General features: G+C 57.3%; 25 protein-coding genes and 1 pseudogene. 17 read left to right on the top strand and 9 right to left on the bottom strand.

Translation table 11 applies throughout. The features are described 5' to 3' along the window. Positions 1–36 precede the first annotated feature (36 nt). Genes ACESLM_RS13575 through ACESLM_RS13565 form a run of 3 tightly spaced genes read right to left on the bottom strand, consistent with a single transcriptional unit; the run spans position 37 to position 3,272 of the window. Positions 37–1,422 (bottom strand): glycosyltransferase family 2 protein, encoded by a 1,386-nt coding sequence (locus ACESLM_RS13575; protein WP_372632100.1) that lies wholly within the window; start codon positions 1,420–1,422, stop codon positions 37–39. Further along, positions 1,416–2,510, bottom strand: coding sequence for a glycosyltransferase family 4 protein (locus tag ACESLM_RS13570; protein ID WP_372632099.1), 1,095 nt, complete (start codon positions 2,508–2,510; stop codon positions 1,416–1,418). Before ACESLM_RS13570 ends, ACESLM_RS13575 begins: the two co-directional genes overlap by 7 nt. Positions 2,511–2,549: 39 nt before the next feature. After that, entirely contained in the window at positions 2,550–3,272 is a 723-nt protein-coding gene (locus ACESLM_RS13565; RefSeq protein WP_372632098.1) for a glycosyltransferase family 2 protein, read from the bottom strand. Between the two features lie 184 nt (positions 3,273–3,456). Between ACESLM_RS13565 and ACESLM_RS13560 the strand changes: the two genes are divergently transcribed. After that, on the top strand, positions 3,457–4,362 hold the full coding sequence (locus ACESLM_RS13560) for an NAD-dependent epimerase/dehydratase family protein (protein WP_372632097.1): 906 nt from the start codon (positions 3,457–3,459) through the stop codon (positions 4,360–4,362). A 32-nt stretch (positions 4,363–4,394) separates the two neighbouring features. On the opposite strand, the gene ACESLM_RS13555 is transcribed toward ACESLM_RS13560, so the two are convergent. Then, positions 4,395–5,363: a ketoacyl-ACP synthase III gene (locus ACESLM_RS13555; RefSeq protein ID WP_372632096.1), complete on the bottom strand. Its 969-nt coding sequence runs from the start codon at positions 5,361–5,363 to the stop codon at positions 4,395–4,397. 190 nt (positions 5,364–5,553) lie between these two features. Here ACESLM_RS13555 and ACESLM_RS13550 point away from each other — a divergent pair, with 190 nt between their 5' ends. The 14 genes and pseudogenes from ACESLM_RS13550 to ACESLM_RS13485 all read left to right on the top strand — a co-directional run bounded on the left by ACESLM_RS13550 (position 5,554) and on the right by ACESLM_RS13485 (position 19,109). After that, entirely contained in the window at positions 5,554–6,180 is a 627-nt protein-coding gene (locus ACESLM_RS13550) for a YhcN/YlaJ family sporulation lipoprotein (protein ID WP_372632095.1), read from the top strand. Between the two features lie 205 nt (positions 6,181–6,385). Next, the gene (locus tag ACESLM_RS13545) at positions 6,386–6,610 is read left to right on the top strand and encodes a helix-turn-helix domain-containing protein (protein ID WP_019422432.1); all 225 of its coding nucleotides are present in this window, start codon (positions 6,386–6,388) and stop codon (positions 6,608–6,610) included. Positions 6,611–6,884: 274 nt separating this feature from the next. Then, a complete protein-coding gene (locus ACESLM_RS13540) occupies positions 6,885–7,787 on the top strand; it encodes an ABC transporter permease (protein ID WP_372632094.1) in 903 nt (300 codons plus the stop codon). Beyond that, a complete protein-coding gene (locus ACESLM_RS13535) occupies positions 7,787–8,668 on the top strand; it encodes a carbohydrate ABC transporter permease (protein WP_372632093.1) in 882 nt (293 codons plus the stop codon). The genes ACESLM_RS13540 and ACESLM_RS13535 overlap by 1 nt, the downstream gene beginning before the upstream one ends. A 39-nt stretch (positions 8,669–8,707) precedes the next feature. After that, on the top strand, positions 8,708–10,273 hold the full coding sequence (locus tag ACESLM_RS13530; protein WP_372632092.1) for an extracellular solute-binding protein: 1,566 nt from the start codon (positions 8,708–8,710) through the stop codon (positions 10,271–10,273). Positions 10,274–10,362: 89 nt separating this feature from the next. Continuing rightward, complete coding sequence (locus ACESLM_RS13525) at positions 10,363–12,705, top strand: helix-turn-helix domain-containing protein (protein WP_372632091.1); 2,343 nt, start codon at positions 10,363–10,365, stop codon at positions 12,703–12,705. Positions 12,706–12,731: 26 nt separating this feature from the next. After that, positions 12,732–14,459 carry a glycoside hydrolase family 2 protein gene (locus ACESLM_RS13520; protein ID WP_372632090.1) on the top strand — a complete coding sequence of 576 codons (1,728 nt, stop codon included), beginning with the start codon at positions 12,732–12,734 and terminating at the stop codon, positions 14,457–14,459. 8 nt (positions 14,460–14,467) lie between these two features. Beyond that, positions 14,468–14,554 (top strand): annotated as a pseudogene (locus tag ACESLM_RS13515) (LuxR C-terminal-related transcriptional regulator); the annotation flags it as partial. Between the two features lie 143 nt (positions 14,555–14,697). After that, a complete protein-coding gene (locus ACESLM_RS13510; RefSeq protein WP_372632089.1) occupies positions 14,698–15,090 on the top strand; it encodes a cupredoxin domain-containing protein in 393 nt (130 codons plus the stop codon). Positions 15,091–15,281: 191 nt separating this feature from the next. Beyond that, entirely contained in the window at positions 15,282–15,443 is a 162-nt protein-coding gene (locus tag ACESLM_RS13505; protein WP_106359418.1) for a cytochrome c oxidase subunit 2A, read from the top strand. A gap of 18 nt (positions 15,444–15,461) precedes the next feature. Continuing rightward, positions 15,462–15,932 carry a cytochrome c oxidase subunit II gene (locus tag ACESLM_RS13500; protein WP_372632088.1) on the top strand — a complete coding sequence of 157 codons (471 nt, stop codon included), beginning with the start codon at positions 15,462–15,464 and terminating at the stop codon, positions 15,930–15,932. Positions 15,933–15,945: 13 nt separating this feature from the next. Next, positions 15,946–17,598, top strand: coding sequence for a b(o/a)3-type cytochrome-c oxidase subunit 1 (locus ACESLM_RS13495; protein WP_372632087.1), 1,653 nt, complete (start codon positions 15,946–15,948; stop codon positions 17,596–17,598). A 150-nt stretch (positions 17,599–17,748) separates the two neighbouring features. Further along, complete coding sequence (locus ACESLM_RS13490) at positions 17,749–18,324, top strand: hypothetical protein (protein ID WP_372632086.1); 576 nt, start codon at positions 17,749–17,751, stop codon at positions 18,322–18,324. A 77-nt stretch (positions 18,325–18,401) separates the two neighbouring features. Then, positions 18,402–19,109 (top strand): hypothetical protein, encoded by a 708-nt coding sequence (locus ACESLM_RS13485; RefSeq protein ID WP_372632085.1) that lies wholly within the window; start codon positions 18,402–18,404, stop codon positions 19,107–19,109. 61 nt (positions 19,110–19,170) lie between these two features. Here ACESLM_RS13485 and ACESLM_RS13480 read toward each other — a convergent pair whose 3' ends face one another. Then, entirely contained in the window at positions 19,171–20,256 is a 1,086-nt protein-coding gene (locus ACESLM_RS13480) for a sensor histidine kinase (protein ID WP_372632084.1), read from the bottom strand. A gap of 62 nt (positions 20,257–20,318) precedes the next feature. Continuing rightward, on the bottom strand, positions 20,319–20,495 hold the full coding sequence (locus ACESLM_RS13475) for a hypothetical protein (RefSeq protein ID WP_372632083.1): 177 nt from the start codon (positions 20,493–20,495) through the stop codon (positions 20,319–20,321). Positions 20,496–20,656: 161 nt separating this feature from the next. Between ACESLM_RS13475 and ACESLM_RS13470 the strand changes: the two genes are divergently transcribed. After that, positions 20,657–22,000 carry a DRTGG domain-containing protein gene (locus ACESLM_RS13470; protein WP_372632082.1) on the top strand — a complete coding sequence of 448 codons (1,344 nt, stop codon included), beginning with the start codon at positions 20,657–20,659 and terminating at the stop codon, positions 21,998–22,000. 9 nt (positions 22,001–22,009) lie between these two features. Here ACESLM_RS13470 and ACESLM_RS13465 read toward each other — a convergent pair whose 3' ends face one another. The 3 genes from ACESLM_RS13465 to ACESLM_RS13455 form a co-directional block, all read right to left on the bottom strand. Continuing rightward, entirely contained in the window at positions 22,010–22,309 is a 300-nt protein-coding gene (locus tag ACESLM_RS13465; protein WP_372632081.1) for a YtpI family protein, read from the bottom strand. A 167-nt stretch (positions 22,310–22,476) separates the two neighbouring features. Next, a complete protein-coding gene (locus tag ACESLM_RS13460) occupies positions 22,477–22,977 on the bottom strand; it encodes a sporulation membrane protein YtrI (RefSeq protein ID WP_372632080.1) in 501 nt (166 codons plus the stop codon). A 9-nt stretch (positions 22,978–22,986) separates the two neighbouring features. Continuing rightward, positions 22,987–23,313, bottom strand: a complete 327-nt coding sequence (locus ACESLM_RS13455) for a YtrH family sporulation protein (RefSeq protein WP_094050316.1) — start codon at positions 23,311–23,313, stop codon at positions 22,987–22,989. A 160-nt stretch (positions 23,314–23,473) separates the two neighbouring features. Here ACESLM_RS13455 and dnaE point away from each other — a divergent pair. Beyond that, positions 23,474–25,419: DNA polymerase III subunit alpha (dnaE, locus tag ACESLM_RS13450; protein ID WP_372632079.1), on the top strand; the 1,946-nt coding region annotated here is incomplete at its 3' end.

Genomic DNA, 25,419 nt, shown 5'->3' with positions numbered 1-25,419 from the left:
TTGCTCTAGGATTGCGTTGCGGGACAGCTCCCTTTTTTAATGAATCGGATACCCGACCGGGGTCCGATGAAACCGTTCGGGAGGGATAAACGCGGCCCGGTCCTGGTTCCAGCCGAAGCGGGTCAGCGTCTCCTCCCAGACGAGCGGCCGGAGCCGCTGGCCCTCGCTGTAGTACAGACCTCCGTTCGGTCCCCGGTACAGGGCGTAGTCGTGCAGCTCGAAGTTCTCCCAGACGTTGCCCCGCATAGGCCAGCCGTCCCCGAAGCTCCAGATCAGCTCGTAGCCAAGCGGAATCGCGTCTTCCGGCCGCAGGCCGATAGCAATCATCGTCGCTTCGCTCTCGATCGGATAGCGGATGCCCTGGCAGACGCTGTAGAGTCCGCCTCCCGGATCCCGCGCTATAAATACGTCGGGATAGCCGTAGGGAAAGCTGCCGGCATCGATCGGATGCCCGGTCGGCAAGCTGTTTAGCAGAGCGGAGCCGCAGCGGCCGACGCGGTCGTAGCTCAGGTTGAGCCGACAGAACGTATCGAAGGAGTGAATCGGCCGCTTATGCCCGCGTTCGATGCGATAGACGCAGCCGTCCTCGCCCATGCCGTACCAGCCGCTCGGCAGTTCGGGCGCTTGCGGGGCGTGATGGGGGTGGGGCGACGCGTAGCGATCGGGCAAAAAAGCGGGATCGTGGACTAGAATGAGCCTCTCGGGATTAAATCCCCACTTGCGAATGAACAGGCGGCGATTGATCGCGGCCACGCCGTACATGTCGATGGCGTTGGAGTTAAAGCTTCGGTTGCCTTCATGGTAGACGAAGGCGTCGCCGGCCAGCCGCAGAAACAGCCCCGCTTTAAGCGCCCGATAGCCGAGATCGATATCCTCGTAGCCTCCGACGCCGAACGCCTCGTCGAAGCCCCCGAGCCGCTCCCACGTGCTCCGTCTCAGCAGCATGCAGAAGCCGCTGAGCGCGGCCAGATCTTGCCACAATGCGGGATTGTGCCGGTTAAAACTTTGCGCGAACAGATGGTACTGACCCTCGTTCCCGACGTCCGCGGGAATTTTCTGCAGGGGGATGACAAAGTTCGATTTCGGGCCGACGATGCCGACCCGTTCGTCGGCATGCAGGCACTGGAGCAGAACGGTTAACCAGTTGTGGGACACGATCGTATCGTTGTTCAGCAGCAAGATATGGTCTCCGGCCGCCGCAGCCGCTCCCTGATTGCAAGCGGCGGCAAAACCGCGGTTGGCGCCGTTGGCGATCAGCTTGACGTCGGGCTGCTGAGCCAGCCAGGCCGTCGTTCCGTCGGTCGAGCCGTTATCGACGAAGATCAGCTCGTAAGGGCTGTTCGTAAAAACCCGGATGCTGTGCAGGCAGCGCATCGTCTGGTCGAGGTTGTTCAGCGTAAGGATCACGATGCTCGTCAACATGGTCTTGCACCAACGCCCATGAGCATACCGGAGAACCGCTGCGCGTATTTTTCCATCGAAAATTCACTCCGAACATGTTTTTTTCCTGCTTCGACGAGAGATTTTCTAAGCTTGCGCTCCGTCATCAGCTGCACGACCCGATCCGCCGCTCCCAGAATGTCTCCGTGAGCATAATAAAGTCCCGTCTTTTCGTCGAGAATCGCCGAACTTACGCCGTCCGAATTGGAGGTGACGACCGGGCAACCGGAGCCTAGAGCCTCCAGCGCCACGTAGGGCGCTCCTTCGGATTTGGACGTCATGCAGACGACGCCTCCCGAGGAGGCGATCAGATCGTAGTAATAGGGCATCTGCGCGTTCGGAACTTTGTGATGGTGAAGGATATGATGGCCGAGTCCGAGTCCCGCCGTCCACAGCGCCAGGTGATCGGCTTCGCCGGGTTCGGCCAAGTCCGGGTCGCTGAACATCCATAACCGGACGTCCGGAATCCGCCGGATCGCTTCGGCTCCGATCAGCAGAAAGTCGCGCCAGTTCTTGTTGTCCTCCAGCCTTCCGATCCAAGCCAGCGGGGGATAATTCAGCGGAGCGGCCGGAGGATAAGCGAACGAGCTTCTGTCGTAGGGACGAGGATCGAACGGATTCGGGAACGAATATTTGGGCGTAAAGGGGTAGAGCTCCTCCAGCAACGAACCGATGACCTTGGTGCCCGGATAGACGATCGCGTTGGCGAACTCGTTCACGAAAGGGCGCGCTTCCGTCAAGTTGCGCCGGGCGTGCTCCTGAGTTCCGAAGCCTTGGATTTCGTAAACGATGGGCTTGTCGAAGCCGATCTGGCGGAAGAGCGCCAGCTGCAAGAAAAAAGACGTGACGACGATGCAATCGAACGCGTAGTAGTCCAAAATATGCCGGACGGCGGGAGGTTCCGAAGCGTAAAACACCGGAGTGTCGGGAGCGAAATCAGTGGAGCCGCTGCCCTCCCGGAAATACAGAAAATGGCTGTAGATTCCCGCGGGAAGCAGCGCCTGGTGCCTTAGCCGATTCAAGGTATTTACCCCGCCGCTCGGCACGATAAATACGAACAGAACCTTCAAGCGCGTTCCCTCCCCGTAGTTGGATGACGGCGGAAGCCGCTACAGCACGTTCAGCAGGGCATGCAGCTGGGGAGCGTACCGGTCGCGCACGAGGTTGAATTCGAAGTCGACGGCCGCCTTTTTCTGCACGGAGCCCATCCCGTCATGCCAGCGATACAAAGTAAGCACCTCGTTAATAAAATAAAAATCGATTCTGGCCAGATGAACTCTAAGCCAATATTCGTAGTCCTGCGTGCACGATAGAGCTTCGTTGAAGTATCCGATTCGTTCGGGAACGGAGCGGTGCATCATGACGGTGGAACCGTTGATCGGACAGAACGTGAACAACGCCTCGATCAGCTTCTTCAGACTGGGAAATTTGACGGCGAGCGCGCTCATCGTAATTTCGTTGCCGGCGTCGATCAAATGGAAGTCGGTGCAGCTGATCGGAGCCTGATGCTCTTCCATGAAAGCAACCTGGCGGGCGATCTTGTGCGGGTACATGAGATCGTCCGAGCTGAGCCAGGCGAAATATTTGCCGCTTGCGATGCGAAGGCCGTAGTTCAGCGCGCTTCCCGTGCCTCCGTTGGCTTTGCCGATGTAACGGATACGGGAACGGAACGGGTCGAGCTTATGCTGATGAAGCGTCGAGCCGTCGTCGATGACGATGATTTCGATGTTGGGATAGGTCTGGTTCAGCACGCTTGCGACCGATTGATCGATGTAGGGGCAATTGTAAAACGGGATAATGACGCTCACGAGCGGAAAAGGATCGTAAGTCATGAATCGGGGCAACCTCCATCCTTCAGTCGGGATAAGCAAAGCGGATGCTCTATCGTATGTGGACAGGGCGTCCGCCGCCACGACGCATGGACCGTGTCCGGCCGCCTATTTTCCTCCGTCTGTCCAAGCGGGGGACGGGTTGTCTCCATAAAATGGAGGAAAAAGGCAAAGGACTGAAAAGCCAATGCGTGTCGTCGTGACTGGGGGAGCGGGATTTATCGGGAGTCGTCTGGTCCGTGCGCTGGCGGAACGGGGAGATGAAGCAATCGTCATCGACGATCTGAGTACGGGAAACGCGAGAAGACTGCCCGCGGGCGTCGACATCTTCTGTCTTCATGCGGAAGAAGCGGCAACGGCGAATCTGATTGCGGAAATCCGTCCTCGGGTTGTCTTTCATCTAGCGGCGCAGGTAGGGATGGGCATTTCGGTCAAATGTCCGGCCGAGGACGGCAGGAGCAATATGATCGGCACGCTGAGGGTGCTGGAGGGGTGCAGGAAAGCGGGCAGCAAGCTGGTGTTTTCTTCGACGTCGGGGGTGTACGGGGATTCGGTCGGAAGCCGTCCGCTCAGGGAAACGAGCCCGAAGAGACCAAGCGCGCCTTACGGGCTGTCGAAGTGGATGGCCGAGCAATACATCGGGTACGCGGGAAAATGGTGGGGAATTCCGTACACGATTTTACGGTACGCCAACGTATACGGCCCGGGACAAGCAGCCCGGGGCGAGGGCGGAGTGGTGGCGTGTTTCATGGAGAGAATCGCCAGCGGGCAGCCGCTGGTCATTCATGGCGACGGAGAGCAGAGCCGGGATTTCGTTCACGTGGACGACGTCGTGAGGGCGAATATCGCCGCGATCGCCCAGGGCGACGGGGAGACGTTCAACATCGGGACGGGAATCGCCACTTCGATTAACGGGCTGGCGGATCGCTGCGAGCGATTGGCCGCCGCCTCGTACGGTCGTCTTTACGAACCGGGACGAAGCGGCGACGCCAGAAGCAGCAGGCTGTCGTCGCGCAAGGCGTCAGACGTCCTGGGATGGAAGCCTGCCCTATCGCTGGAGGAAGGACTGTCGCGTCTATTCGGGAGAAAGTGAAGGCGGGGTCTTGCGCCCCCGCCTTCGCGGAATCAGATCGTCCATCTGAGCAGCAGGCCCGATTGGGTCAGGCCGGAGCCGAAGCCGTACAGCGCCACGAGCTGTCCGGGGCGCAGCCGGCCTTCTTTGCTTGCCGCGTCGAGCGCGAGGGGAATAGTTGCAGCCGACGTATTGCCGTTGCTTACGACGCTTTGCAGCGCTTTATCGGAGGAAATTTCCAGCCTTTCGCAGATGGCTTCGATCATGCGCAGATTGGCGCTGTGCGGCACGAACCAGTCGATATCCCCAACTTTCAGGCCGGCCTGGTCGAGGAGATCGCGCACTCCGTCAGGGACGGTCGACAGCGCCCATTTGTACACTTCGCGTCCGTTCTGGACGATTTTTTCATGCGGATAGCAGTACACCTGCATGCCTCCGCTGCCGTCCGTCACCGCGTTGGAGGCAAGGAAAGCGCCCGATTCATCGGCTTCCACCAACACGGCTCCCGCGCCGTCTCCGAACAGAATGCAGGTGGAACGATCCGCATAGTCGGTAATCTTCGTCAAGGTTTCGGCGCCGATGACGAGCACGGAACGATACGATCCGCTCAGGATCAGACCGTTCGCCATCTGCAGTGCGGATACGAAGCCGGCGCAGGCGGCACTAATATCGACGGCCATGCAGCGGGCGGCGCCGATCGCTTGCTGAACTTTGGAAGCGACCGACGGGAACGGCATATCGGGAGTCGTCGTCGCTACGATGATGCCGTCGATTCGCGAGGCGTCCACCGACGGATAACGGGCGAGCAGATCGCCAGCGGCGGCGATGGCCAGATCGCTCGTCGATTGCTCCTCCGAGGCCCGATGGCGCCGCTCGATCCCCGTTCTTCTGACGATCCAATCGTTGTCGGTATCCACCATTCGTTCCAGATCCGCGTTCGTGATGACTCCGTCCGGCAAGTAACTTCCAATAGCGGCGAGACGGGCTTTCGATTGAAACGATTGCGTCGCTGTGGGGAGCATCAGACATTCCTCCGCATTTTAGTATTAAGTATTAGCACCAGGTATTAATATTGCCATCTTACTTTTCTTCGACGTCGTTGTCAAGGGAAACGGTCGAATAAACGTCCATGTCCGGAAGCATCCTATGATCGGGCGGAAAAGCAACGAAGGGCATTCCCAAGCATACGATCAAGAAGGAGGCCATGCTGTCGTGCGCAAAGGCATTATGATTTCAACGACCGTGTTATTATCATCCGCAATCGCGCTGTCGGGATGCATGAACAAAACGGGGGATCTGGGCAATAAAAACATTCGCAACAACACGGTTCGCCAGAACAACGCCGCCAGAGGATACGGCGTCGACGAATTCGGCTTGCGTCCCCCGGTGAGACGTTTCGCCGACGACGCGGCCAACGAGCAGAACCGCATCAACGGCAACCAGCGCATCAACAACAACGTCGTCGGCATGCACGGCAATACGCGGATGGAGGCGAGCGACCGGATCGCCAACAAAATCGCGGCGATGCCCGGCATCGAGTCGGCTTACGTGATGCTGACCGACCGCAATGCATACGTGGCCGTGATGGAAGACGACCGGGCGAACACCGGGCATACGGCGCTTAACGACGCCGTGAAGGACAAGATCGCGGATCAGGTCATGTCGCTCTCTCCTTCGGTGGAGAACGTATACGTCTCCGCGAACCCCGATTTCATCGGCCGCATGGAAGGCTATGCCAACGACGTCAGGGCCGGCCATCCGATTCAAGGCTTCTTGACCGAGTTCAACGCTCTCGTCGAGCGGATTTTCCCGGAACGGTCCGGCGCTCGAACTCGCTAACCCGCCCGCAAACGCCAGCAGCCTGAGGCTCCGCAGTATCCGGAGTTTCAGGCTGTTTTTTGCTTGTCAGAACGTCCGCATCATTTTCCAGAGCCCATTTTGCCCGACCTCCGCACCACAGGAAAACCCCTTTCATATGATAAAGTTGACTGTATCCCTATACCTTGTATTCACAACATTCCCGGGCAAGGAGGGGTGACAAACGTTGAAGGGCAGCGACCATAAAAGCAAATTCCTACTCACCAATCGGGAACGCGAAGTCTTCGAACTGCTGGTACAGGACAAGACGACCCGCGACATTGCGCAGCAGTTGTTTATCAGCGAGAAAACGGTCAGAAACCATATCTCGAATGTTATGCAGAAGCTGAATGTCAAAGGTCGTTCGCAAGCGGTTGTCGAGCTAATTAAGCTCGGGGAGCTAAAGATTTAAAGACAATATGCACGTCTTCCGCCGCTCGTCGATGTAGCGCGAGCCTTCTTCAACGCCGCCCAGTAGATGGGAGGCGGGAGGAGGCTTTTTTGATTGCGTTAGTGGCCTTTAACCCGCGTCCTTCAAGGCTTGGCAAAATCGTTGCAACCGTTTCAAGGCTGATCGCAAGATGTTTTTAATGCAGGCAAACGATAGCGGGCCTATAGTTCGAGTTGCGACCCGGCAGATTGCGACAATTAACCGAAAGCCGGGGGCTAAGGAGAGGCCTATCATCATGACAACATTAAGAACGCTGAAACGAGATCTATTCTTATACCTGCTCGTCCTTCCGGGACTCCTCTTTTTTCTGGTGTTCAAGATTATCCCAATGTGGGGAATCGTCATTTCTTTTAAGGACTACTCCCCGTACTTGGGACTTTGGAAGAGCGATTGGGTGGGATTTGCCCATTTCGACCGGCTTTTTTCGAACCCGGACTTTATCATTATTCTTAGGAACACGCTGGCAATCAACGTGCTAAGCCTCTTGTTCTTCTTTCCGCTGCCGATCGTGCTGTCTCTCATGATGAACGAGCTGCGCAATAAGTGGTTCAAAGGCTCGGTACAGTCCATTATTTATTTGCCGCACTTCCTGTCTTGGGTCGTGATCGCGGGGATCAGTTTGATTATGCTGTCGGAGTCTGAAGGAATTATTAATCATCTGCTAGCCGCCGCCGGATACGGTCGTATCGATTTTCTGACGAACCCTGATTATTTCTGGGGGCTGCTGACACTGCAATCGATCTGGAAGGAAGTCGGCTGGGGGACGGTTATATTCCTGGCGGCGATCGCGGGCGTGGACGTTCAATTGTTCGAGGCAGCCAAGCTGGATGGGGCAGGCAAGCTGCGACAGATCTGGCACGTAACGCTCCCAGCCATTCGCAACGTTATTATCATTCTACTGATCTTGCGTATCGGCCATATTATGGATGTCGGATTCGAGCAAGTGTATTTGATGATGAACGGCGCAGTGTCTGAGGTCGCTGAAGTGTTCGATACGTACGTGTACCGCACGGGTATCCTGCAAGGCCAGTTTAGCTTCAGCACGGCCGTAGGGCTATTCAAATCGGTCGTCGGACTCGTCCTCGTCATCCTGGCGAACAGGTTGTCCAAGAAGTTCGGAGAGGAGGGGATGTATTAATGAAATCCAACCTATCAGAGAGTACCTTCGAGCGCTGGTTCTATGCGGCGAATGCTGTGATCTTGATCGTAGTTGCGCTCATTTGCTTATTTCCCTTCTATTATGTGTTCGTCGTTTCCTTCGCATCGCCGGAAGAGGTGCGGCAAGGAGGCTTGCTCTTGTTTCCGAAGACGTGGACTCTAGATGCGTACCGATACCTTCTGTCGACGAATACGTTCCTTAAGGCAACGGGGGTCAGTGCTTTTCTTGCCGTCGTCGGCACCTTCTGCAGTCTGCTCATTACCTCGATGCTGTCATACGGGCTTTCTCGCAAGAGGTTGAAGGGCCGCCGTCCGATGATGCTGATGATTCTCCTGACGACACTGTTCAATCCCGGGATCATTCCCGGTTACCTCGTCGTTAGAGACCTGGGCATGATCAACAGCATCTGGTCGCTCATCATTCCGGTGCTCACAAGCGGGTGGTACGTGCTGTTGATGAAAGGATTCTTCGATTCGATTCCCGCAAGCTTGGAAGAAGCGGCACTTATCGACGGCTCCAACGAGATCGGCGTCTGGCTTCGTATTATCCTGCCGCTATCGCTTCCGTCCCTCGCCGCTTTCGGGCTTTTCTACGCGGTAGGTTATTGGAACACGTTCTTCACGGCCGTCCTTTATATCAATACGCCGGACAAGTGGCCGCTGCAGATTTTGCTGCAAAACTTGCTGATCGATTCTTCCACCGCAATGGGCGCGGTAAGTGATTCCTCGCTCCAGGACGTACCTTCGCAATCGAAAAAAATGGCCGCGATCATCGTGTCGACGGTACCTATTCTACTGGTCTATCCGTTCCTTCAAAAGCATTTTGCAAAAGGTGCCATGGTTGGCTCCGTGAAGGAATGATGACAATATATAATTATAGTTAAGGGAGGCAGCAAAGAAATGAGCATGAAGAAAAAGGGAATGGGGCTGCTCGCGGCTATGTTGGCGTCAACGGCACTGCTCAGCGCATGCGGCGGGAACGAGAACAAGACGAGCGAGGGGACGGGTACGCCCGAACCGAGCTCGACCGCTCAAGCTTCGGCATCCGCTCAATCGGAGCAGCCGGCTACGGAAATTAGCATTCTTTCGATTTTTTATCAGAAGGAACCTCCGGCTGCGGGCAACGAAATTTTGAAGGAAGTTGAGAAGCGGACGAATACGAAGCTGAACATTACATGGGTGACTCCGAATAACTTCAACGAGAAAGTCAACGTCACGCTCGCTTCGGGCAAGCTGCCCGATCTCACGCTCGTAACCGACACGGCGAACGCGGCGTTTCGCTCGATGGCCAAGCAAGGCGCGTTCTGGGACTTAACAGAGCTGATTAAGGACTATCCGAACCTGATGAAGTTTCCTGACGTTACGTTTACAAACAATTTAATCGAAGGTAGACTATACGGAGTGCCGCGCGTGCGTCCGACGGAAGGCAATGCGCAGCCGCTCATTCGCACCGATTGGCTGGAAAAGCTCGGACTCTCAATGCCGCGAACGATGGACGAATTGTACGCGGTTATGAAAGCGTTCAAGGACAATGCACCCGATGGCAAGGAAAATACGGTCGGGCTTTCGGGCTACGTTAACCAGGATAACATGGGTCAATTAGGGTTCATCGAGGATGCGTTTAACGGAACCGCCGGCAAATACAAGGTTGTAGACGGCAAGCTCGCAGACGTCACCTTCGAACCGAGCGAACGGCAGGCGCTGGAATGGCTGCGCAATGCTTACGCGGACAAGCTGATCCCGCAGGATTTCGCATTGCTGAAGCATGATCAAGCGAAGGACCTGATCTTCTCGGGCAAAGCGGGAATATTCCCGGACAAGCCTAACCAAATCCCGGGCATGCTGCAGGAGCTGAAGAAATCGGGGCAAGCGCAAGCTGATCTGGAATGGGTTTCCTATTTGGAAGGCCCGAACGGCAAATTCGCTTCCAAGGGTAACGGGCATTTCGGCATGTTCGTTATTCCGCGCAACGTACCCGAAGATAAAGTAAAGAAGCTGCTTGCATTCCTCGATTACGGAGCTTCCGACGAAGGGCACGAATTAGCCAGCTACGGCCGTCCCGGCGTAGAACACAATCTGAAGGACAACAGCTACGAGCTTACGGAGAAGGCCAAGAACGATCCGAGCTTTCAATTCATGCAAAATATTTTTATGAAATTCGATAAATACGCCAATCTCGGTACCGGATTGCCCGCCGATAAGCTAGCGAAGGAGCGGAAGTTGATCGATGAGGCGGCCGAGGTGAGCGTGACGAGTCCGACGAACGGCCTCATATCGGAAACGGCGACGACTTCGGGCAGCGATTATAGCAAGAAAATTCAAGATATGAAAACGAAGGTCATCATGGGCGACAAAAAGCTTGAGGATTGGGATAAGTTTGTGGAGCAATTGAAGGCCGACAAGACCTACTTGAAGATACTGGAAGAATTCGACGCAGCTTATCAAGCTCGCGCTAACGCGAAATAATAAGCAAAAGCAGGGACGTTCCCGCACGGCCGGCAAGCCGGGGCGCGAGCGTCCTTGTTATGAATAACGGCGATCCGGGGGTGGCATAGTTGCGAAGATGGCTAGAGAATCGGCGGAAGCAAGTCAGTCAAGGAAAAGGGAGTTATTTTCGCAAGAGCTTGGCTCTTCTATTGATGATCGCGAGCATTCCTTCGCTATTCATCGCGGTCAGCAACTACTGGATCGGCGTTCGCAATGCCGAGCAGGAAGCGTTCAGATCCCATCAACTTCGCACGGAACAAGTATCGGAGCTGCTAAATAAGCAATTCGACCAAATCGCTATGGTCATGAACCGTTGGTCGACGAACCCGCTGTTCGGAATCTATCTTGATCAGTTCTCGTTTATCGATAATATCGATAAGTCGCATGAGCTCATGAATGCGCTGCTAGTCGTCGGCGGGTCTAACCTGTACGTCGAGGAGGCGCATTTGTTCTTGGGGCGTCAGCAATCGCTTGTGTCCGCAAGCGGGATTGAGAAGTTGTCAGGCGACCGTTTGGCAGCCTATGAGCGGCTGCTTGATCAGCACGAAGGATTGTTCTTGTCCTACGATCTGCCGTTGAACGACAAAGGAGCGACCTCGCCGGTATCGATGACGTTCAAATTGCCTTGGTACGCTGAGAAGCCATTCGGGGCATTCGTGTTGAACTTGAGCCGACCCGAAATCGAGCACGCTGTCGGTTACGTGCAAACCGGCGATCGCAGGGCCTCGTTCCTGATGCAGAAGAACGGAGAATGGATAGCGAAGCCGGACGAATGGTCGTCTGAACTATCCGAAGAGCTTCGGCAAGTCGTGTTGCAGCGGGAGGGGAGTACCCCCTTCTTCTCGTATAAATGGAAGGGGGAGAAGTATCAAGTCTCTTTCAGTAAAGTGACGCAAGCGGAATGGATATACGTGACAGCGAGTCCCGTCTCCGAGCTGATGAAGCCGATGCTCATGACCACTCGCCTGCTTGCTGCGGTCGGACTCGTCGGATTGCTGGCTGGGCTGGTACTATCCTGGCTGGCGACGAAACGACTATATCGTCCGATCGGACGGTTAGTCAGTCTGTTTGGGGACCGCGAGCACGGAAACGAAGGAGAAAGCGAAGGAATCGCGAGTCCGCTGCACGAGATCGATTACCTCGAGCATCAATGGTCGCGGCTGGGCCGAGAGAGCCGGACGCTCAAAGATAGGCTGAACCAAGCTGAGCCTTCGCTGCGGGAAGGATTCCTGCTTCAGCTTGTACAAGGTCATCTCTACGCGCTGAGCGAGGCAGATCTGCTAGAGCGCATGGAGCATCTTGGCTGGAACGCGCGGGATAGCAGATTCTCCATGCTGCTCATCCAATTGTCCGGCTTGTCCGGGACGCAGGCCAGATTCCGGGAGAACGATCGGCAGCTCGTATCCTTCGCTGCGGCCAATATTTCCGGCGAGCTGGCGGAGCAGCATGGCTTGCACATGGATCCGATTAATTTCCAGAACTTGTCCGTAGGGATGCTCCATTCGGTGGAACGAACGATAGATCCGGAAGCGGCGAGAAACAGGCTGCTTGAATTTTCCGGGGCCTTGATCGGTGTTCTTGGTAACATGCTGAATATCCACGTGACGATCATCGTCTGCAGTTGGACGGACCGGATTGGATCCGTTCCGGAGCTTCTGGAGCAAGCTCGCAAAGCGGTTAGCTATCGGGACTTGCAGGAAGTTCATCAAGTCATCGACCTGGAAGAATTCGAACGCGTATCCTCGCTAGCGTCTCCCGGATATCCTGCGGATCAGGAGAAGGAGCTGCTTCATGTCATGCGGCTCGGGTTGCCCGACGAGTCGAAAGAGAAATTCGGCGAGTTCATGGACGAAGCGGAACGAATGAGCGACAGGGAGTCTGTCTTCCGCCAAACCTGTTTGCAATTGCTCGGGAGTGTGAGAGGCATGCTGATCGAGCTCGGATTTACGCAGCACCCGCTATTCTTGGAAGGCAACGTATTCGAGGAAATGTTCGTATTGCCCGATTCGCGCGCGATCAGGAGCAGGCTTTGGCTGCGTATCGTTCAGCCGTATCTCGAAGAGTTCGGCAAGGTGCAGAACATCGGGGCTCGTCGGTTGGTCGAACGCGCGGTGGAATGGATCGGCGAGCGGTTCGAGGAAGATTTGCCGCTGGAAGCTTGCGCGGATGCGCTTCATACGAGCCCGTATACGCTTAGCCGGTCGTTCAAGCAGGTACTCGGGGTCAACTATGTGGAGCACATTCTGAACCTGCGAATGGCTAAGGCAAAAGAATTGTTGACTTCTACGACGCTTAGGATAAACGAAGTGGCGGAAAGCGTAGGCTACCAGCATTCGTATTTCAACAAGCTGTTTAAAGGTGAGACCGGCATGACGCCGACGCAATACAGGGAGCAATATGGGGAGAAATAGACGGCAAATAGGAAGGTGGCAACGGGATGGAGAGAATGTTTCGCACGCACCGCGTCCGCGTTAGCGAAGTGCTCGACGGTCTATGGGAGTTCGCGGTCGCTGACAGAGAGATCGGCGATCTATCGAGATTGGACTATGACTATCGGCTTATCGTGCCCGGGTGTTGGGAGTCGCATCCGAAGTTGGCGAACTACAGGGGAGAGGGGGTATACCGCAGATGGGTTCGCACGTCCCAGTCGGGAGCGGTGCGATTGACTTTCAAGGGAGTCAGCCACACCGGTCGCGTATACTGGGATGGGCGTGAAATCGCCCGCCACTACAATGCATACACGGCGTTTAGCGTCGTCGTGCCTTCCGTGGAAGCAGGGGGGCACGAGCTTGTCGTAAGGGTGGACAATTCGTTCGGGGAATCGTCTGCTCTGCATGTGCCCAATGATTATTACACCTACGGAGGGATGATCCGGCCGGTCGTCATCGAGGAACTGAACGGGCCGTTCGTCGAGCGGATTGCTTTTAAGCCTTACGGGGGGATTGGAGCATGGCGAGGCAAGCTGGAGGTAAAGGTCACGAATCCTTCGATTGAAAGGGCGCATGATGTTAGGCTTAAGGCTTCGATTGTCGGGCCCGAGATCGAATGGGAGACGGTTCGAATCGAGCCGGGACAATCGTTGACCGTCGGCGGAGAATACGAGTTTCCTGGAGCGTTGGAATGGTCGCCGGAGCAGCCCCGACTATACGAGTTGGCGGTTAACCTGTATGTCGACGGGGCTAAAGAGCCATCGGACGATCTTATAGAGCGAATCGGATTCCGCTCCGTTACGACGAACGGCGAGCGGATTCAACTGAACGGGCAAGACATCGTGCTTCAGGGCTTTAACCGGCATGAGGATCATCCGATGGCGGGAGCCGCGCTGACCCCTGCGCTGATGCTGCAAGACATCGACCTGATGCTCGATATGGGTGCGAATATGGTACGTACCAGTCACTACCCAAACGACGAACGGTTTCTCGATCTTTGCGACGAGAAGGGGTTGTTCGTATGGGAGGAAAACCACGCTAGGGGACTTAGTCTTGAGCAGATGCGCAACCCGAACTTCGTCTGGCAGTGCGAGCAAGTGAACCGCGAGATGGTGGAACAGCATATCAATCATCCGTCGATTATCGTCTGGGGGATCTTGAACGAGTGCGCGAGCGATTGCGAGGAAGGGCGAGTTCACTACGTACGGCAGCTTGGGCAAATCCGCGCACTGGACGACAGCCGGCCGCTTACTTTTGCTTCGCATCATCGCGCGAACGAAATCTGTTTCGATCTTGCGGATATCGTCTCTTTTAATCTATATCCGGGCTGGTACACCGACGAAGATCCCGGGGAGTTATGCGATCTGGCGCGTGGCTGGGCCGATGCAGCGGGCGGAGCAGGGAAGCCGATGATGATGAGCGAGTTCGGAGGCGACGGGTATTACGGCTTGCGAGATCCGAACCGGGTTCGCGGAACTGAAGAACGGCAGGCCGATATCATTGAGGCGAATCTGGCTGCATACACCGCCCGTCCCTACTTGTCGGGGATGCTCATCTGGCAGTTCGCCGATTGCCGCGTAACGGAGGGAACCGGATGGCTGCTCAACCGCGCCGGAACGCAGAACAGCAAAGGTATCGTCGACAAATATCGCCGCCCTAAGCTGGCTTATGAGGTTGTGAAGCGATATTTTAAAGATGATGGAGGTAGTAAGGTCTCGAGCGGGGAGGTTCGCTGACCATGTGTGTTTCAAAACACACTACGAATGTTATGCAGAAGCTGAATGTCAAAGGTCGTTCGCAAGCGGTTGTCGAGCTAATTAAGCTCGGGGAAACCTGCCCCAAGGTTACAGAAGGCTCTAATGGCAGGTTGTGTCAATATTGTTACGCTGTGATACAAATCACATTCGCCCCCTCCCTTCTGGTATTATGATGAGCTTGTAAACGAGACGATACCGTCGAAGGGAGCAATAAACAATGAAAAAATGGGTATCTTTAAGCGCATTGCTGTTGGCTGCGATGTTGGTCGCATCCGGCTGCGGCGGAGGAGACAAGAAGGAATCGAGTTCGTCCCCGGCCGCTGCGCAAGCCGGAACATCCGGCGGCGAGGCGAAGGCGATCACGATCGACGCCACGAACTTCAAGTTCGATCCGGGCGAAATCACCGTGAAGCAAGGCGACGAAGTCAGCATCACGCTGAAGAACAGCCAAGGCAATCACGCTTTGAAAATCGAAGGTTACGACAAAGAAGTCAAGGGCAACGCCACAGTGAAATTCGTCGCCGACAAGACGGGCGAATTCAAGATAGTGTGTTCGATCTTCTGCGGCAAAGGCCATGACGATATGATCAGCAAGCTGATCGTGCAATAATGCCTTTCGAAGGACCGATCCTAAGCAATCCGTCGGATAGACGCTGATCGCTTGCGGACCGGTCCTTTTTCAATGCGTGAAAACGGTGTAACAAATCGTCCACAATAGTCGGCTTTCCAGTGACAATTATCACAGTCCGCTAGGCCGGAAGTCCTTACAATGAAGACAACTTGAAATCAGGAGGAATCGGAATGCGCGATGATCGATCGGTGTCGAAGCCGCATGAAGGCCATTCGGAGCCGGAGAAGAAAGAGCAATCGCTCAAAGGAGCTTTCGCCTCCGTCATGATCCTTGGGGCGTTCTTGGCCATTACCTGGATCGGGGTATTCATTCTGTTCGTCGCACGCGACTAGAAGGGGGAAGAAATCAATATGCATATGCATCGACTCGAGAAAATATGGTTGACCGCGGGCGTGTCCATGCTGGTCGTATTTCTGCTCGTGCTGGGAATTATGACGTTCGGAAGGGGCATCGCCCCGCCCAACGAGCATATTCACCGCATTGATCCGACGAAGGTAAGCGAGACGCCGCCGTTCGACAAGCCTCAGATCACGAAGATCGGGGACAACGTGTACAAGGCGGTAATGGTCGCCTACGCCTTCGGCTATGACCCGATTCCGATGGAGGTTCCCACCGGAGCGACGGTCCACTTCGAAATTACGTCGTCCGACGTCGTCCACGGCTTCGAGATTCCGGGAACGAACGTCAACGTCATGGTGACGCCCGGAGAAGTCAGCCACGTGTCCCATACGTTCGACAAGCCCGGCGAGTACTTGATTCTCTGCAACGAGTATTGCGGGATCGCCCACGAAATGATGAAAACCACCCTCGTGGTGAAATAGGAGGACGCGTCCCATGACTGATTCCAAACTATCGACATTCGACCGCAAGGACGGGCAGTTGGTCATCGCCCACGTCTTGTTCGCGTTCGCGGCGCTGCTGCTCGGCGGCATTGCGGGCATGCTGCAAGGGATGGTGAAGGGCGGCACGATCTCCTTGCCGGCCAACATCGGTTATTACGAGCTGCTGACGGCTCACGGGGTGCTGATGGCGCTTATTTTCACGACCTATTTTATCGTAGGATTCCTATATTCCGGCGTCTCGCAGACGCTTGGCGGACGGCTATTGCCGCTGACGAAGAAGCTCGGCTGGATCGGCTACTGGCTTATGTCCATCGGCACGCTGATCGGCGTCGTCGTCATTCTGCTCGGCAAAGCGAGCGTACTGTATACGTTCTATGCGCCGATGAAAGCTTCTCCGTGGTTCTACGTTGCGCTCGCGCTCGTCGTCATCGGCAGCTGGCTGAGCGGATTCGGAATTTTCTACCAGTACGTCCAATGGAGAAAAACGAACAAAGGCAAGCTGTCTCCTCTGTTCGCGTTCATGTCCGTCATTACGATGCTGCTCTGGCAGATTGCGACGATCGGCGTGGCGATCGAAGTCGTCGTGCAGCTCATTCCGTGGTCGTTCGGATGGGTGGAGACGGTCAACGTCGTGCTGAGCAGAACGCTGTTCTGGTTCTTCGGCCATCCGCTCGTCTACTTCTGGCTGCTGCCGGCCTACATGTGCTGGTACGTCATCATTCCGAAGATCATCGGCGGGAAAATATTCAGCGACGCGCTGGCCCGGATGTCGTTCGTGCTGTTCCTGCTGTTCTCGATTCCGGTCGGCTTCCACCATCAGCTCATGGAACCGGGGATCAGCCACTTCTGGAAATATCTCCAGGTCGTGCTGACGTTCATGGTTGTCATTCCGTCGCTTATGACCGCGTTCTCGCTGTTCGCCACGTTCGAGCTGAACGGACGCTCCAAAGGCACGAAAGGGCTGTTCGGCTGGGTGAAGGTGCTGCCTTGGAAAGACGTTCGCTTCTTCGCGCCGTTCATGGGCATGCTGATCTTCATTCCGGCCGGAGCGGGCGGTTTGATCAACGCGAGCAACCAGATGAACGCCGTCGTCCATAACACGCTGTGGGTAACCGGACACTTCCATCTGACCGTGGCGACGAGCGTCGCGCTTACGTTCTTCGGCATCGTCTACTGGCTCATCCCGGTCGTGACGGGACGCGTGCTTACGCCGCGCCTGAACAAGCTGGGCATGATCCAGACGATCATCTGGTGCGTCGGCATGTTCTTCATGTCGGGTTCGATGCACACCGTAGGGCTTCTCGGCTCGCCGAGACGTACCGCGTACAGCACGTACGACGATCATCCGGACGCCATCATGTGGATCCCTTACCACGTGGCGATGGCTATCGGAGGCATCATCCTGTTCGCTGGCGTGCTGCTCATCATATACAACCTTATCGCCTTGATGCGCGCCCCCAAAGGGGAGACCGAGTATCCGATCGGCGAAGTGTCCGACGCTTCCGAGCCGACTCCTCGCTTCCTGGAAAACTGGAAGCTGTGGATCGCGCTGACCGTCATCCTGATCGTGATCGCCTATACGATTCCGGTTATCGATCAGATCAACAATCCGACTCCGGGCTCTCCGGGATACGTGACCTGGTAATTCGGCATCGGATCGGCAAGCGGCCCGTCTCCGGGAGCCTTAAGAGGCGCTCGGGGCGGGCTTATTGCCCTATGCAACCATTCGCTGAAACAAATTCGCCCTCGGCCTCGTTAGAAGGAAAAACAGGAATTCGAAGGGGGATTTGCCGGAATGAAGAAAATCATCGCGATAGTAGGGGCGGTTGCGCTGCTGATCGGCGGCTGCGGTTCGCGAGAAGGCGGAGAGAGCGCCCCGCCCGAAGCTCCCTTAGCGGAGGGGACGCTGCTGGCGGAAGCGAGGGAAGGGGATTTCGTGCTTCAGTTGGAGACGGAGAAGGCGCGTTACCGGAAGGGCGAGCCCGTGAAGCTCAAGGCGCGATTGAAATACGACGGTCCGCTGCCCGAAGTGACGATCGGCCATGCCTTTTCTCCGATTTCTTTCCCGATCCGGGAGACGACCCGCGGCATCGAAATCGCTTACCCGATGCCGATGCCCTTGATCCGGACGACGCTTAAGCAGGGAGAGTGGTTCGAAGAAGCGTATTCCAAGGCGGGCGGTTACGGAGATCAGGACCCCGACAAAGATTTCATGAAGCAGTTTCTGTCGGGGGAAGGGTTCCCGGAAGGCCGTTACGAGATTGCCGCGAGCGCCGGGTTCGAGCTTTACGAAGGAGCGCCGGACGCGCCCGGCACGAAAGAAGTGGATTACGGGATTCGCACGGAAAAAATCCGCATCGACGTGGAGTAAGAGGATTTTCGGAGTTTTCGTCGAACAACAAGGGGAGGTAAAATATTCCTAAGTTGTTCCGAGGAGGAAAATTCGACATGTCCGACACGCATTCGAATCAGCCCGATCTGCATAAGAAAGAAGCGAACGAAGAGGCGGAGAGCCAGACGGCCGCCGCGGCGAGTCCGACTCCTGCAGCTGCCGCCGGTCCCGCGTCCCCGCTTGCGGCGGTGGATGGGCAGAAGCTGCTGGCGCTGCTCCGAAATCCGTCCGCGGCGCAGAAGCTGAAGCCGCAGACGGAATGGATCTACGGGGCGATAGGCGCCGCTGCGGGCGTCATCGGGTTCGTGCTCTGGAACTGGCTGTTCCTGGAAGCGGTCAAAGCCAAGCTGGGCCTTTTCCAAGCGTTTGGCAGCTTGTTCATAACCGGGGTGCTCGGCATTGCCTCGCCCGGCAAATTTCTGCTGCTCGGGCTGTTCTCCATCGCGCTGTTGATCGGTTCGCTTACGCTGGTCGGCAACTGGCAGGGCGCCCGCAAGCGCGATTGGCGGGAAGCCGTCGCCGATCTGGGCGGCACGCAATTGGCGTTCGGGGCGGGCTGGCTCGTCTCCGGGCTGCTGGCGTTCGTTTCCCTGCAGTTGTCGACGTTGGTCGGCGCCTTCTTGCTGCTAGTCAATCTCGTGCTGCTCGTCGGTCAAGCGGAGCATGCGCACGAAGTAGGACGGGAGCGCAGATTCCTGTACATCGTTTATTCGCTGGCCGCTTACTTGCTGCTGCTGTATCTCGTCTTTTCTATTCTGGCGTAACGAGGTTAAGAGGGTGGGGCTGTCTCACAAGCGGGGGTGTTCGCTTGATGAGACAGCTTCTTCATTTTTTTCGGGGCAGCCCGACTCGAATGGTCGTCGTTTCGTTCTCCGGGCAGTAGCGGATGCTTAACGCGCCCTGGTAGAATTGAACCCGTTCCTGCACGATGGCCAGCCCAAGGCCGGAATGGCCGCTCTTCTTCGTCGTATAACCGGGCATCGTCATCATGCGCAGCTCCTCGTCGGTCAAAGCTCGTCCCCGGTTGCTGACCTCCAGCGCGAGCGCGTCGCCTTCGCTGCCGATCGTCAGGCGAACGTCCCGGCTGCCCGAAGGAAGCCGTTCGCTTTCCTCGAACGCGTTGTCGACGAGGTTGCCCATAATTTTCACGAGGTCGATCATTTTGACGAAAGCTTCGATCTCCAGACGGGCCGGAATATCGCAAGCGAACGGGATATCCCTCGCCTTCGCCTGCCCGGTCTTGCCGATGACGAACGCGGCCAGCGCCGGGGAGGAATGATCGAACACCGGGGCGACGGCGTGGGCTTCTTTGGCCAACTCGTCCATGTAGCTTTTGAGCTGTCGGATTTTGTTCATCTGCAGCATGGACGACATCACCTGCATATGGTTCAGGAAATCGTGCCGATGGCCGCGAATGACGGTGAACATCTGCCCGATCTCCTCCGCGTAGACGTCGCGGGTTTGCACGATCGCTTCCTCCCGGATGCGGACGAACAGGCGCAGCATGTAGAAGATCGAGCAGAAGGTCAGCAGCACGAGCGCATAGACGGTCCAGTTGTACGGGGCTTCGGAGAAGCCGCGTTTGCCCTTCTCCATGCCGATGGAGAACAGCAGGCCGAGCACGAAGAGCTGCACGATCGTCAGCAGCAGCACTTCCTTCATTCGGGATTGTTGGATATCCAGCAAATACTGGTATAATCGATGAAGGAAGGGGAAGCTGCGCTTCTCCAAGTAGAACGCGAACAGACCGAGAGCGACTCCGAGCGGAACGTATACCGAATGAAGAACGGCCGGGTAACGGGCGATGACGTCCTTGCGGTCGGTCATCCCGTGCAGAACCTGGACCAGCGCTCCTCCGACGATGTCCGTCAGGAAGCTGACGGCGGTATAGGTGACGAAAAGCAGCAGCACGCTTCTGGCGCCGAGCTTCCTGAAGACGGCGTACAGAACGGCAAGCGCGACGCAGGTCGAAGTCAGGGCGTGAACCAGTAGTCGAGATCGCCGAGGATCGAGCTCGCGACGGCGAACAGGACGAGCTTGCGGGCATGGCGGCTCGGCCCGAGGCCGGCCGCCGCGAAGACGAGCCAAATGCGAACGAGAGCCTGAGGGATGGACAGGCCGATGACGAGCTGTAGGTAGGTGAGCAGCATACCGGCAGAAATCCTCCTTAAGACTGTCGAATAACGTCGATTCTGGTCGATCTATGTCGATATGCCTATTGTACTACTTTGCCGTTCGTTGGCAAGCGATGGAAGCGATCTCTGCTCAGATTTTATATGCGGTTAACATTGGATCGGAAGGAGCCGGGGGAATGTCCAGAAACGACAATCATCCGAACGAGCCGACGAAGCACGAGCTGCTTCTGCAATACATTCGCGATCTGCCGATCGGAACGAAAATACCGGTGCGCCAGATGGCCAGAGACAAGGAAGTATCCGAAGGAACGGCCTACCGGGCGCTGAAGGAAGCCGAGCAGCTCGGGCTCGTCAGCACGAAGGAGCGGATCGGCACCGTCCGAGTGGACAAGAAGAGGCGCGGGAACCCCGAGCAGCTCACGTTCGCCGAAGTGCTGGAGATCGTGCAGGGCAGTCTGCTCGGCGGAGAGGCGGGCTTGGACAAGACGCTGCACAAGTTCGTCATCGGCGCGATGGAGATCGGGGAGATGGCCGGCTATATCGACGCGGGCAGCCTGCTGATCGTCGGCAACCGGGAGAACGCGCATCGGATCGCGCTCCAGCAGGGAGCGGGCGTTCTCGTGACGGGGGGGTTCGGGACGAGCGAGGAAGTGAGGAAGCTGGCCAACGAGAGGAAGCTGCCGATTCTCACTTGCCGGCACGACACGTTTACCGTCGCCTCGATGATCAACCGGGCGATGTACGACCAGCTTATCAAGCGCAAAATCATGATCATCGCCGACTTGATGGAGCCCTCGGCCCGGAGCGGGGCGCTGAAGATGTCTTCCACCGTCGCCGACTTCGTGAAGCTGAGCGAGCAGACGGGAAGCAGCCGTTTTCCCGTCACGGACGAGTGGAACCGCGTCGTCGGCATGATTACGTTCAAAGACGTCTCCGGCTCTCCGACGAACCAGACGCTAGACAAGCTGATGACGAGACGGCCGATGACGGTTACGCTGAACACGCCGGTCGCGTCCGCCGCCCATCGGATGGTGTCGGAAGGCATTGAACTGCTGCCCGTCGTGGATCGGCAGAGGAAGCTGGTCGGCGCGATTAATCGGGGCGAGGTGCTGCGCGCGATGCAGTTCGCGAACCGCCCGGCCCATCTGGGCGAGACGTTCGACGCGCTCATGTGGGGAGGCTTCGCGGAGCAGCGGGACGCGGAGAACAGGCTCCAGTATACGGGACTGGCCACGCCGCAAATGTCGGGGCCGATCGGCACGATCTCCGAAGGCGTGCTGACGTCGCTCATGCAGCAGGCGGCCAGCCGGGCCGTCGAGGAGCTGAGAAGAAGGGAACACGTGTTGGATAATATGACGACGTACTTCCTGCGCACCGTGCCGGTGGACGCGAGCATCTCGATCGTTCCCCGGATCATCGAGGCGAGCAGAAGGTACGTGAAGGTGGAGGTAGAGGCGATGCTGGACGGAGAGGTCGTCGCCAAAGCGATGCTGACCGCCCAGACGATCGATCCTTCTTGATCCGCAGGTTTACTGGCGCATCAGCCGGGAGAAGTGGGAATGGTTGCGCAGGCCCGCGAACAGATTGAACAGGCCGAGCAGGAGGAAGACGGCGCCGACCACGACTCTTACGGAAGAGCCGGGGAACATGAACATCTGAATGATGGCGATGAAGATCAGCATCAGCCCCATGCTGATGTTCATTCGCGAAGCGTACAGGCCGCGAAGGCGCCCGTCGCGCGTGCGGCGGGAACGGACGCTGTACAGCGCGGAGAACAGGACCGTAACGACGACCAGTATTCCGAATAACCATTGAAGCACGTTGACCATGTCGAAGAAGCAGCTCCTTTTGAACGTTGCGATGCGGGCATGAGTAAGCGAGTCGGAATCACCCGCGTAAACGTCACCCCGCCGGCCCCGCGGACAGCGTAAGCCGTTTATCCATGTATTGTACCATAAAATAGGCGCAGCTTCCGATACGACCGGACGGGGAGCGGCTATTTTCCGATCAAATGTTTCTTCGCTTCGACCCACACCTGGAGCACGCCGTCGACGACGAGCATCGTGCGGATCGTCACGTCGTAATCCTGGCCTTCGATCTGGTCGTACACCTTCGTGTTGAGCAGCTTCCTGGCGAAGGTGGAGTCGGTGTTGATCATGTAGATGCTCCGGCCGATGAAGATGTCCAGATCCTCCTTCAGCCGCTTCTTAAGCTCCTTTTCCGTCAAAATGTCGATCGCTTCCGCATCGCCCGGCTCGTGAACGAAGATCGTCACGATGCTGCGTATGACGTTTTCCTTTCGCACCTGATGGGCCATCTCCAAATCTTTTCGCAAAGAGTCCACCTGGTCTTTGAGCTCGTAGTTTTGCAGAATGATCTCGTCGACGATATTGCTCTTGAGGGCGCTGTAGACGGCGCTGCCCACGATCATGCCGCACACGAAGAACGCCGTAACCTGCATGAACTTCTGGAACCGGTCGAACGAGGGGACCCTCATGGTCGCTCGTCACCCCCCGTTGTTGTGCAGCCATTGAATGAGCTCGACGCCCATGTGCGCGCCGAGGAAAGCGAACAGGATGTACCCGATCTGCTGCATGGCGGGGGAGAGGTAGCCGACCAGCACGTGGGACTCGATGACCCGGATCGGATCGATCGTGCCGCCCACGGCGGCGACGAGCGCCCATATTTTCAGATTGCTGGCTACCTGCAGCATCTTTTCCTTGGGCGGAGTGAACAGGAATACCGACCCCATTCCCGCCAGCAGCGCCCCTCCGAGCACGACCCCGAACGCGATGAAGAAGCTGAAAGCCGCTTTCGTGAAAAACTCGTCCATGTCCATCCCCCTATGCGCGTCCGCCCGCGGCGATTCGCGGTTGATTCTTCTCTATCATATCTATGGGACTGGCCCGGCCGCTTATGATACAATAATAATCGTGAAGGTTCGAACGTGTGTTTGGGAGAGAACCGACTTCGGATAAAAGAGGGGGATCAACATGTGCGATTTCGTCCACCTTCACGTTCACAGCGAGTACAGCCTGCTGGACGGCGCCGCCCGGATCAAGGAGATGGCGGTCAAGGCGGCGGAGCTCGGCATGACCTCGCTGGCTTTGACGGACCATGGCGTAATGTACGGCGCCGTTCCTTTCTATAAGGCGTGCCTGGAGCGCGGCATCAAGCCGATCATCGGCATGGAGGCTTACATCACGGCCGGGTCCAGGCACGACAAGCAATCGCGCAAGGAGCAGCCGACCTATCATCTGACGCTGCTGGCGAAGAACGAGACGGGCTACCGCAACCTGATGAAGCTGACGACGATCGGCCATCTGGAAGGATTTTATTATCGGCCGCGCATCGATTTCGAAGCGCTGTCGACCCATGCCGAGGGCATTATCTGCCTGAGCGGCTGCATGAGCAGCGAGCTGTCCAAGCGGCTGGAGGCGGACGACTACGTCGCGGCGAAGGAGCTGGCGCTGCGCTACCGCGCGTTGTTCGGGGAAAACTATTACCTGGAGATCCAGGACCACGGCATTCTCGAGCAGAAGAAGATTACCGCGGGGGTCATCCGGCTGTCGGAGGAGTTGGGCATTCCGCTCGTCGCGACCAACGACTCGCACTATATTTGCGAAGAGGATCATTCCTTGCAGGACGTGTTGCTGTGCATCGGCACAGGCAAGACGATGGACGATCCCGACAGGTTCCAGATCGGCACGAGCCAGCTGTACATGAAAAGCGGCGAAGAGATGGCGGCGCTGTTCCGTCACGTGCCGGAAGCGGTCGCGAATACGGTCAGAATCGCCGAGAGCTGCACGCTGGAGCTGGAGTTCGGGCGGCATATTTTGCCGGAGTTCTCTCCGCTGCCGGAAGGCAGGACGGCCGGGCGGTATTTGGCCGAGCTGTGCGATCGCGGCCTGCGGGCGCGTTACGAGGGGACGTCCGAATGGGCGGACGCGGCTTTCCGCGCCGCGGCGGCGGAGAGGCTCGGCTACGAGCTGCGCGTTATCGGGGAGATGGGGTTCGACGATTACTTCCTGGTCGTATGGGACTTCATCCGGTTCGCGCACGAGAACGGCATCGTCACCGGGCCGGGGCGCGGTTCGGCGGCGGGCAGCCTCGTCGCGTACGCCCTGAACATTACCGACGTCGACCCGCTGAAGCACAAGCTGCTGTTCGAGCGGTTTCTGAACCCGGAGCGCGTGACGATGCCCGACATCGACATCGACTTCAGCGACGAGCGAAGAGACGAGGTCATCCGCTACGTCGTCGAGAAGTATGGGGCGGAGCACGTCGCGCAGATCATCACGTTCGGAACGCTGGCGGCGCGGGCGGCGGTCCGGGACGTCGGCCGCGTCATGAACTTGCCGTATGGGGACGTCGACAAGGCGGCGAAGCTTATTCCCGGCATGCCGGGAATGTCGATCGAGCGGGCGATGCGCGAGAGCCCGGAGTTCAAGGCGCTGGCGGAAGGAGCCGGCGAAGCGAGCCGCTTGATCGCGATGGCTCGCAGGGTGGAGGGAATGCCCCGTCACGCTTCCACGCACGCGGCCGGCGTCGTCATCTCCTCCGACCCGCTGACGGACTACGTGCCGCTGCAGGAGGGCACGGGAGGCGTGCCGCTGACGCAGTATTCGATGGAGCACCTCGAAGCGGTCGGCTTGCTGAAGATGGACTTCCTCGGGCTGCGGACGCTGTCGATCATCGAGAGGTCGCTCGCGTCGATCCGCGAGCAGACCGGACGGGAGCTGCGCTGGCAGGACGTGCCTTACGACGATCCGGCGACCTACGAGCTGATGGGCCGCGGGGAGACGACGGGCATCTTCCAGCTCGAGTCCACGGGAATGCGCCGCGTGCTCAAGGAGATGAAGCCGTCCTCGTTCGAGGACATCGTCTCCGCGGTCGCGCTGTACCGGCCCGGTCCGATGGAGTTCATTCCGCAGTTCAT

The organism is Cohnella sp. (assembly GCF_041641335.1).
In the GTDB taxonomy this organism is placed as follows: Bacteria; Bacillota; Bacilli; order Paenibacillales; family Paenibacillaceae; genus Cohnella.
Note: the sequence above shows the minus strand (reverse complement) of the source record. Positions and strands in the feature narration are given on the sequence as shown.

What these genes read in the sequence shown, in the direction of transcription:
- ACESLM_RS13575 (WP_372632100.1), bottom strand. Translation starts at nt 1,422, where the DNA reads ATGTTGACGAGCATCGTGATCCTTACGCTGAACAACCTCGACCAGACG.
- ACESLM_RS13565 (WP_372632098.1), bottom strand. Translation starts at nt 3,272, where the DNA reads ATGACTTACGATCCTTTTCCGCTCGTGAGCGTCATTATCCCGTTTTAC.
- ACESLM_RS13560 (WP_372632097.1), top strand. Translation starts at nt 3,457, where the DNA reads ATGCGTGTCGTCGTGACTGGGGGAGCGGGATTTATCGGGAGTCGTCTG.
- ACESLM_RS13555 (WP_372632096.1), bottom strand. Translation starts at nt 5,363, where the DNA reads ATGCTCCCCACAGCGACGCAATCGTTTCAATCGAAAGCCCGTCTCGCC.
- ACESLM_RS13540 (WP_372632094.1), top strand. Translation starts at nt 6,885, where the DNA reads ATGACAACATTAAGAACGCTGAAACGAGATCTATTCTTATACCTGCTC.
- ACESLM_RS13535 (WP_372632093.1), top strand. Translation starts at nt 7,787, where the DNA reads ATGAAATCCAACCTATCAGAGAGTACCTTCGAGCGCTGGTTCTATGCG.
- ACESLM_RS13530 (WP_372632092.1), top strand. Translation starts at nt 8,708, where the DNA reads ATGAGCATGAAGAAAAAGGGAATGGGGCTGCTCGCGGCTATGTTGGCG.
- ACESLM_RS13520 (WP_372632090.1), top strand. Translation starts at nt 12,732, where the DNA reads ATGGAGAGAATGTTTCGCACGCACCGCGTCCGCGTTAGCGAAGTGCTC.
- ACESLM_RS13510 (WP_372632089.1), top strand. Translation starts at nt 14,698, where the DNA reads ATGAAAAAATGGGTATCTTTAAGCGCATTGCTGTTGGCTGCGATGTTG.
- ACESLM_RS13505 (WP_106359418.1), top strand. Translation starts at nt 15,282, where the DNA reads ATGCGCGATGATCGATCGGTGTCGAAGCCGCATGAAGGCCATTCGGAG.
- ACESLM_RS13500 (WP_372632088.1), top strand. Translation starts at nt 15,462, where the DNA reads ATGCATATGCATCGACTCGAGAAAATATGGTTGACCGCGGGCGTGTCC.
- ACESLM_RS13495 (WP_372632087.1), top strand. Translation starts at nt 15,946, where the DNA reads ATGACTGATTCCAAACTATCGACATTCGACCGCAAGGACGGGCAGTTG.
- ACESLM_RS13490 (WP_372632086.1), top strand. Translation starts at nt 17,749, where the DNA reads ATGAAGAAAATCATCGCGATAGTAGGGGCGGTTGCGCTGCTGATCGGC.
- ACESLM_RS13485 (WP_372632085.1), top strand. Translation starts at nt 18,402, where the DNA reads ATGTCCGACACGCATTCGAATCAGCCCGATCTGCATAAGAAAGAAGCG.
- ACESLM_RS13475 (WP_372632083.1), bottom strand. Translation starts at nt 20,495, where the DNA reads ATGCTGCTCACCTACCTACAGCTCGTCATCGGCCTGTCCATCCCTCAG.
- ACESLM_RS13470 (WP_372632082.1), top strand. Translation starts at nt 20,657, where the DNA reads ATGTCCAGAAACGACAATCATCCGAACGAGCCGACGAAGCACGAGCTG.
- ACESLM_RS13465 (WP_372632081.1), bottom strand. Translation starts at nt 22,309, where the DNA reads ATGGTCAACGTGCTTCAATGGTTATTCGGAATACTGGTCGTCGTTACG.
- ACESLM_RS13460 (WP_372632080.1), bottom strand. Translation starts at nt 22,977, where the DNA reads ATGAGGGTCCCCTCGTTCGACCGGTTCCAGAAGTTCATGCAGGTTACG.
- ACESLM_RS13455 (WP_094050316.1), bottom strand. Translation starts at nt 23,313, where the DNA reads ATGGACGAGTTTTTCACGAAAGCGGCTTTCAGCTTCTTCATCGCGTTC.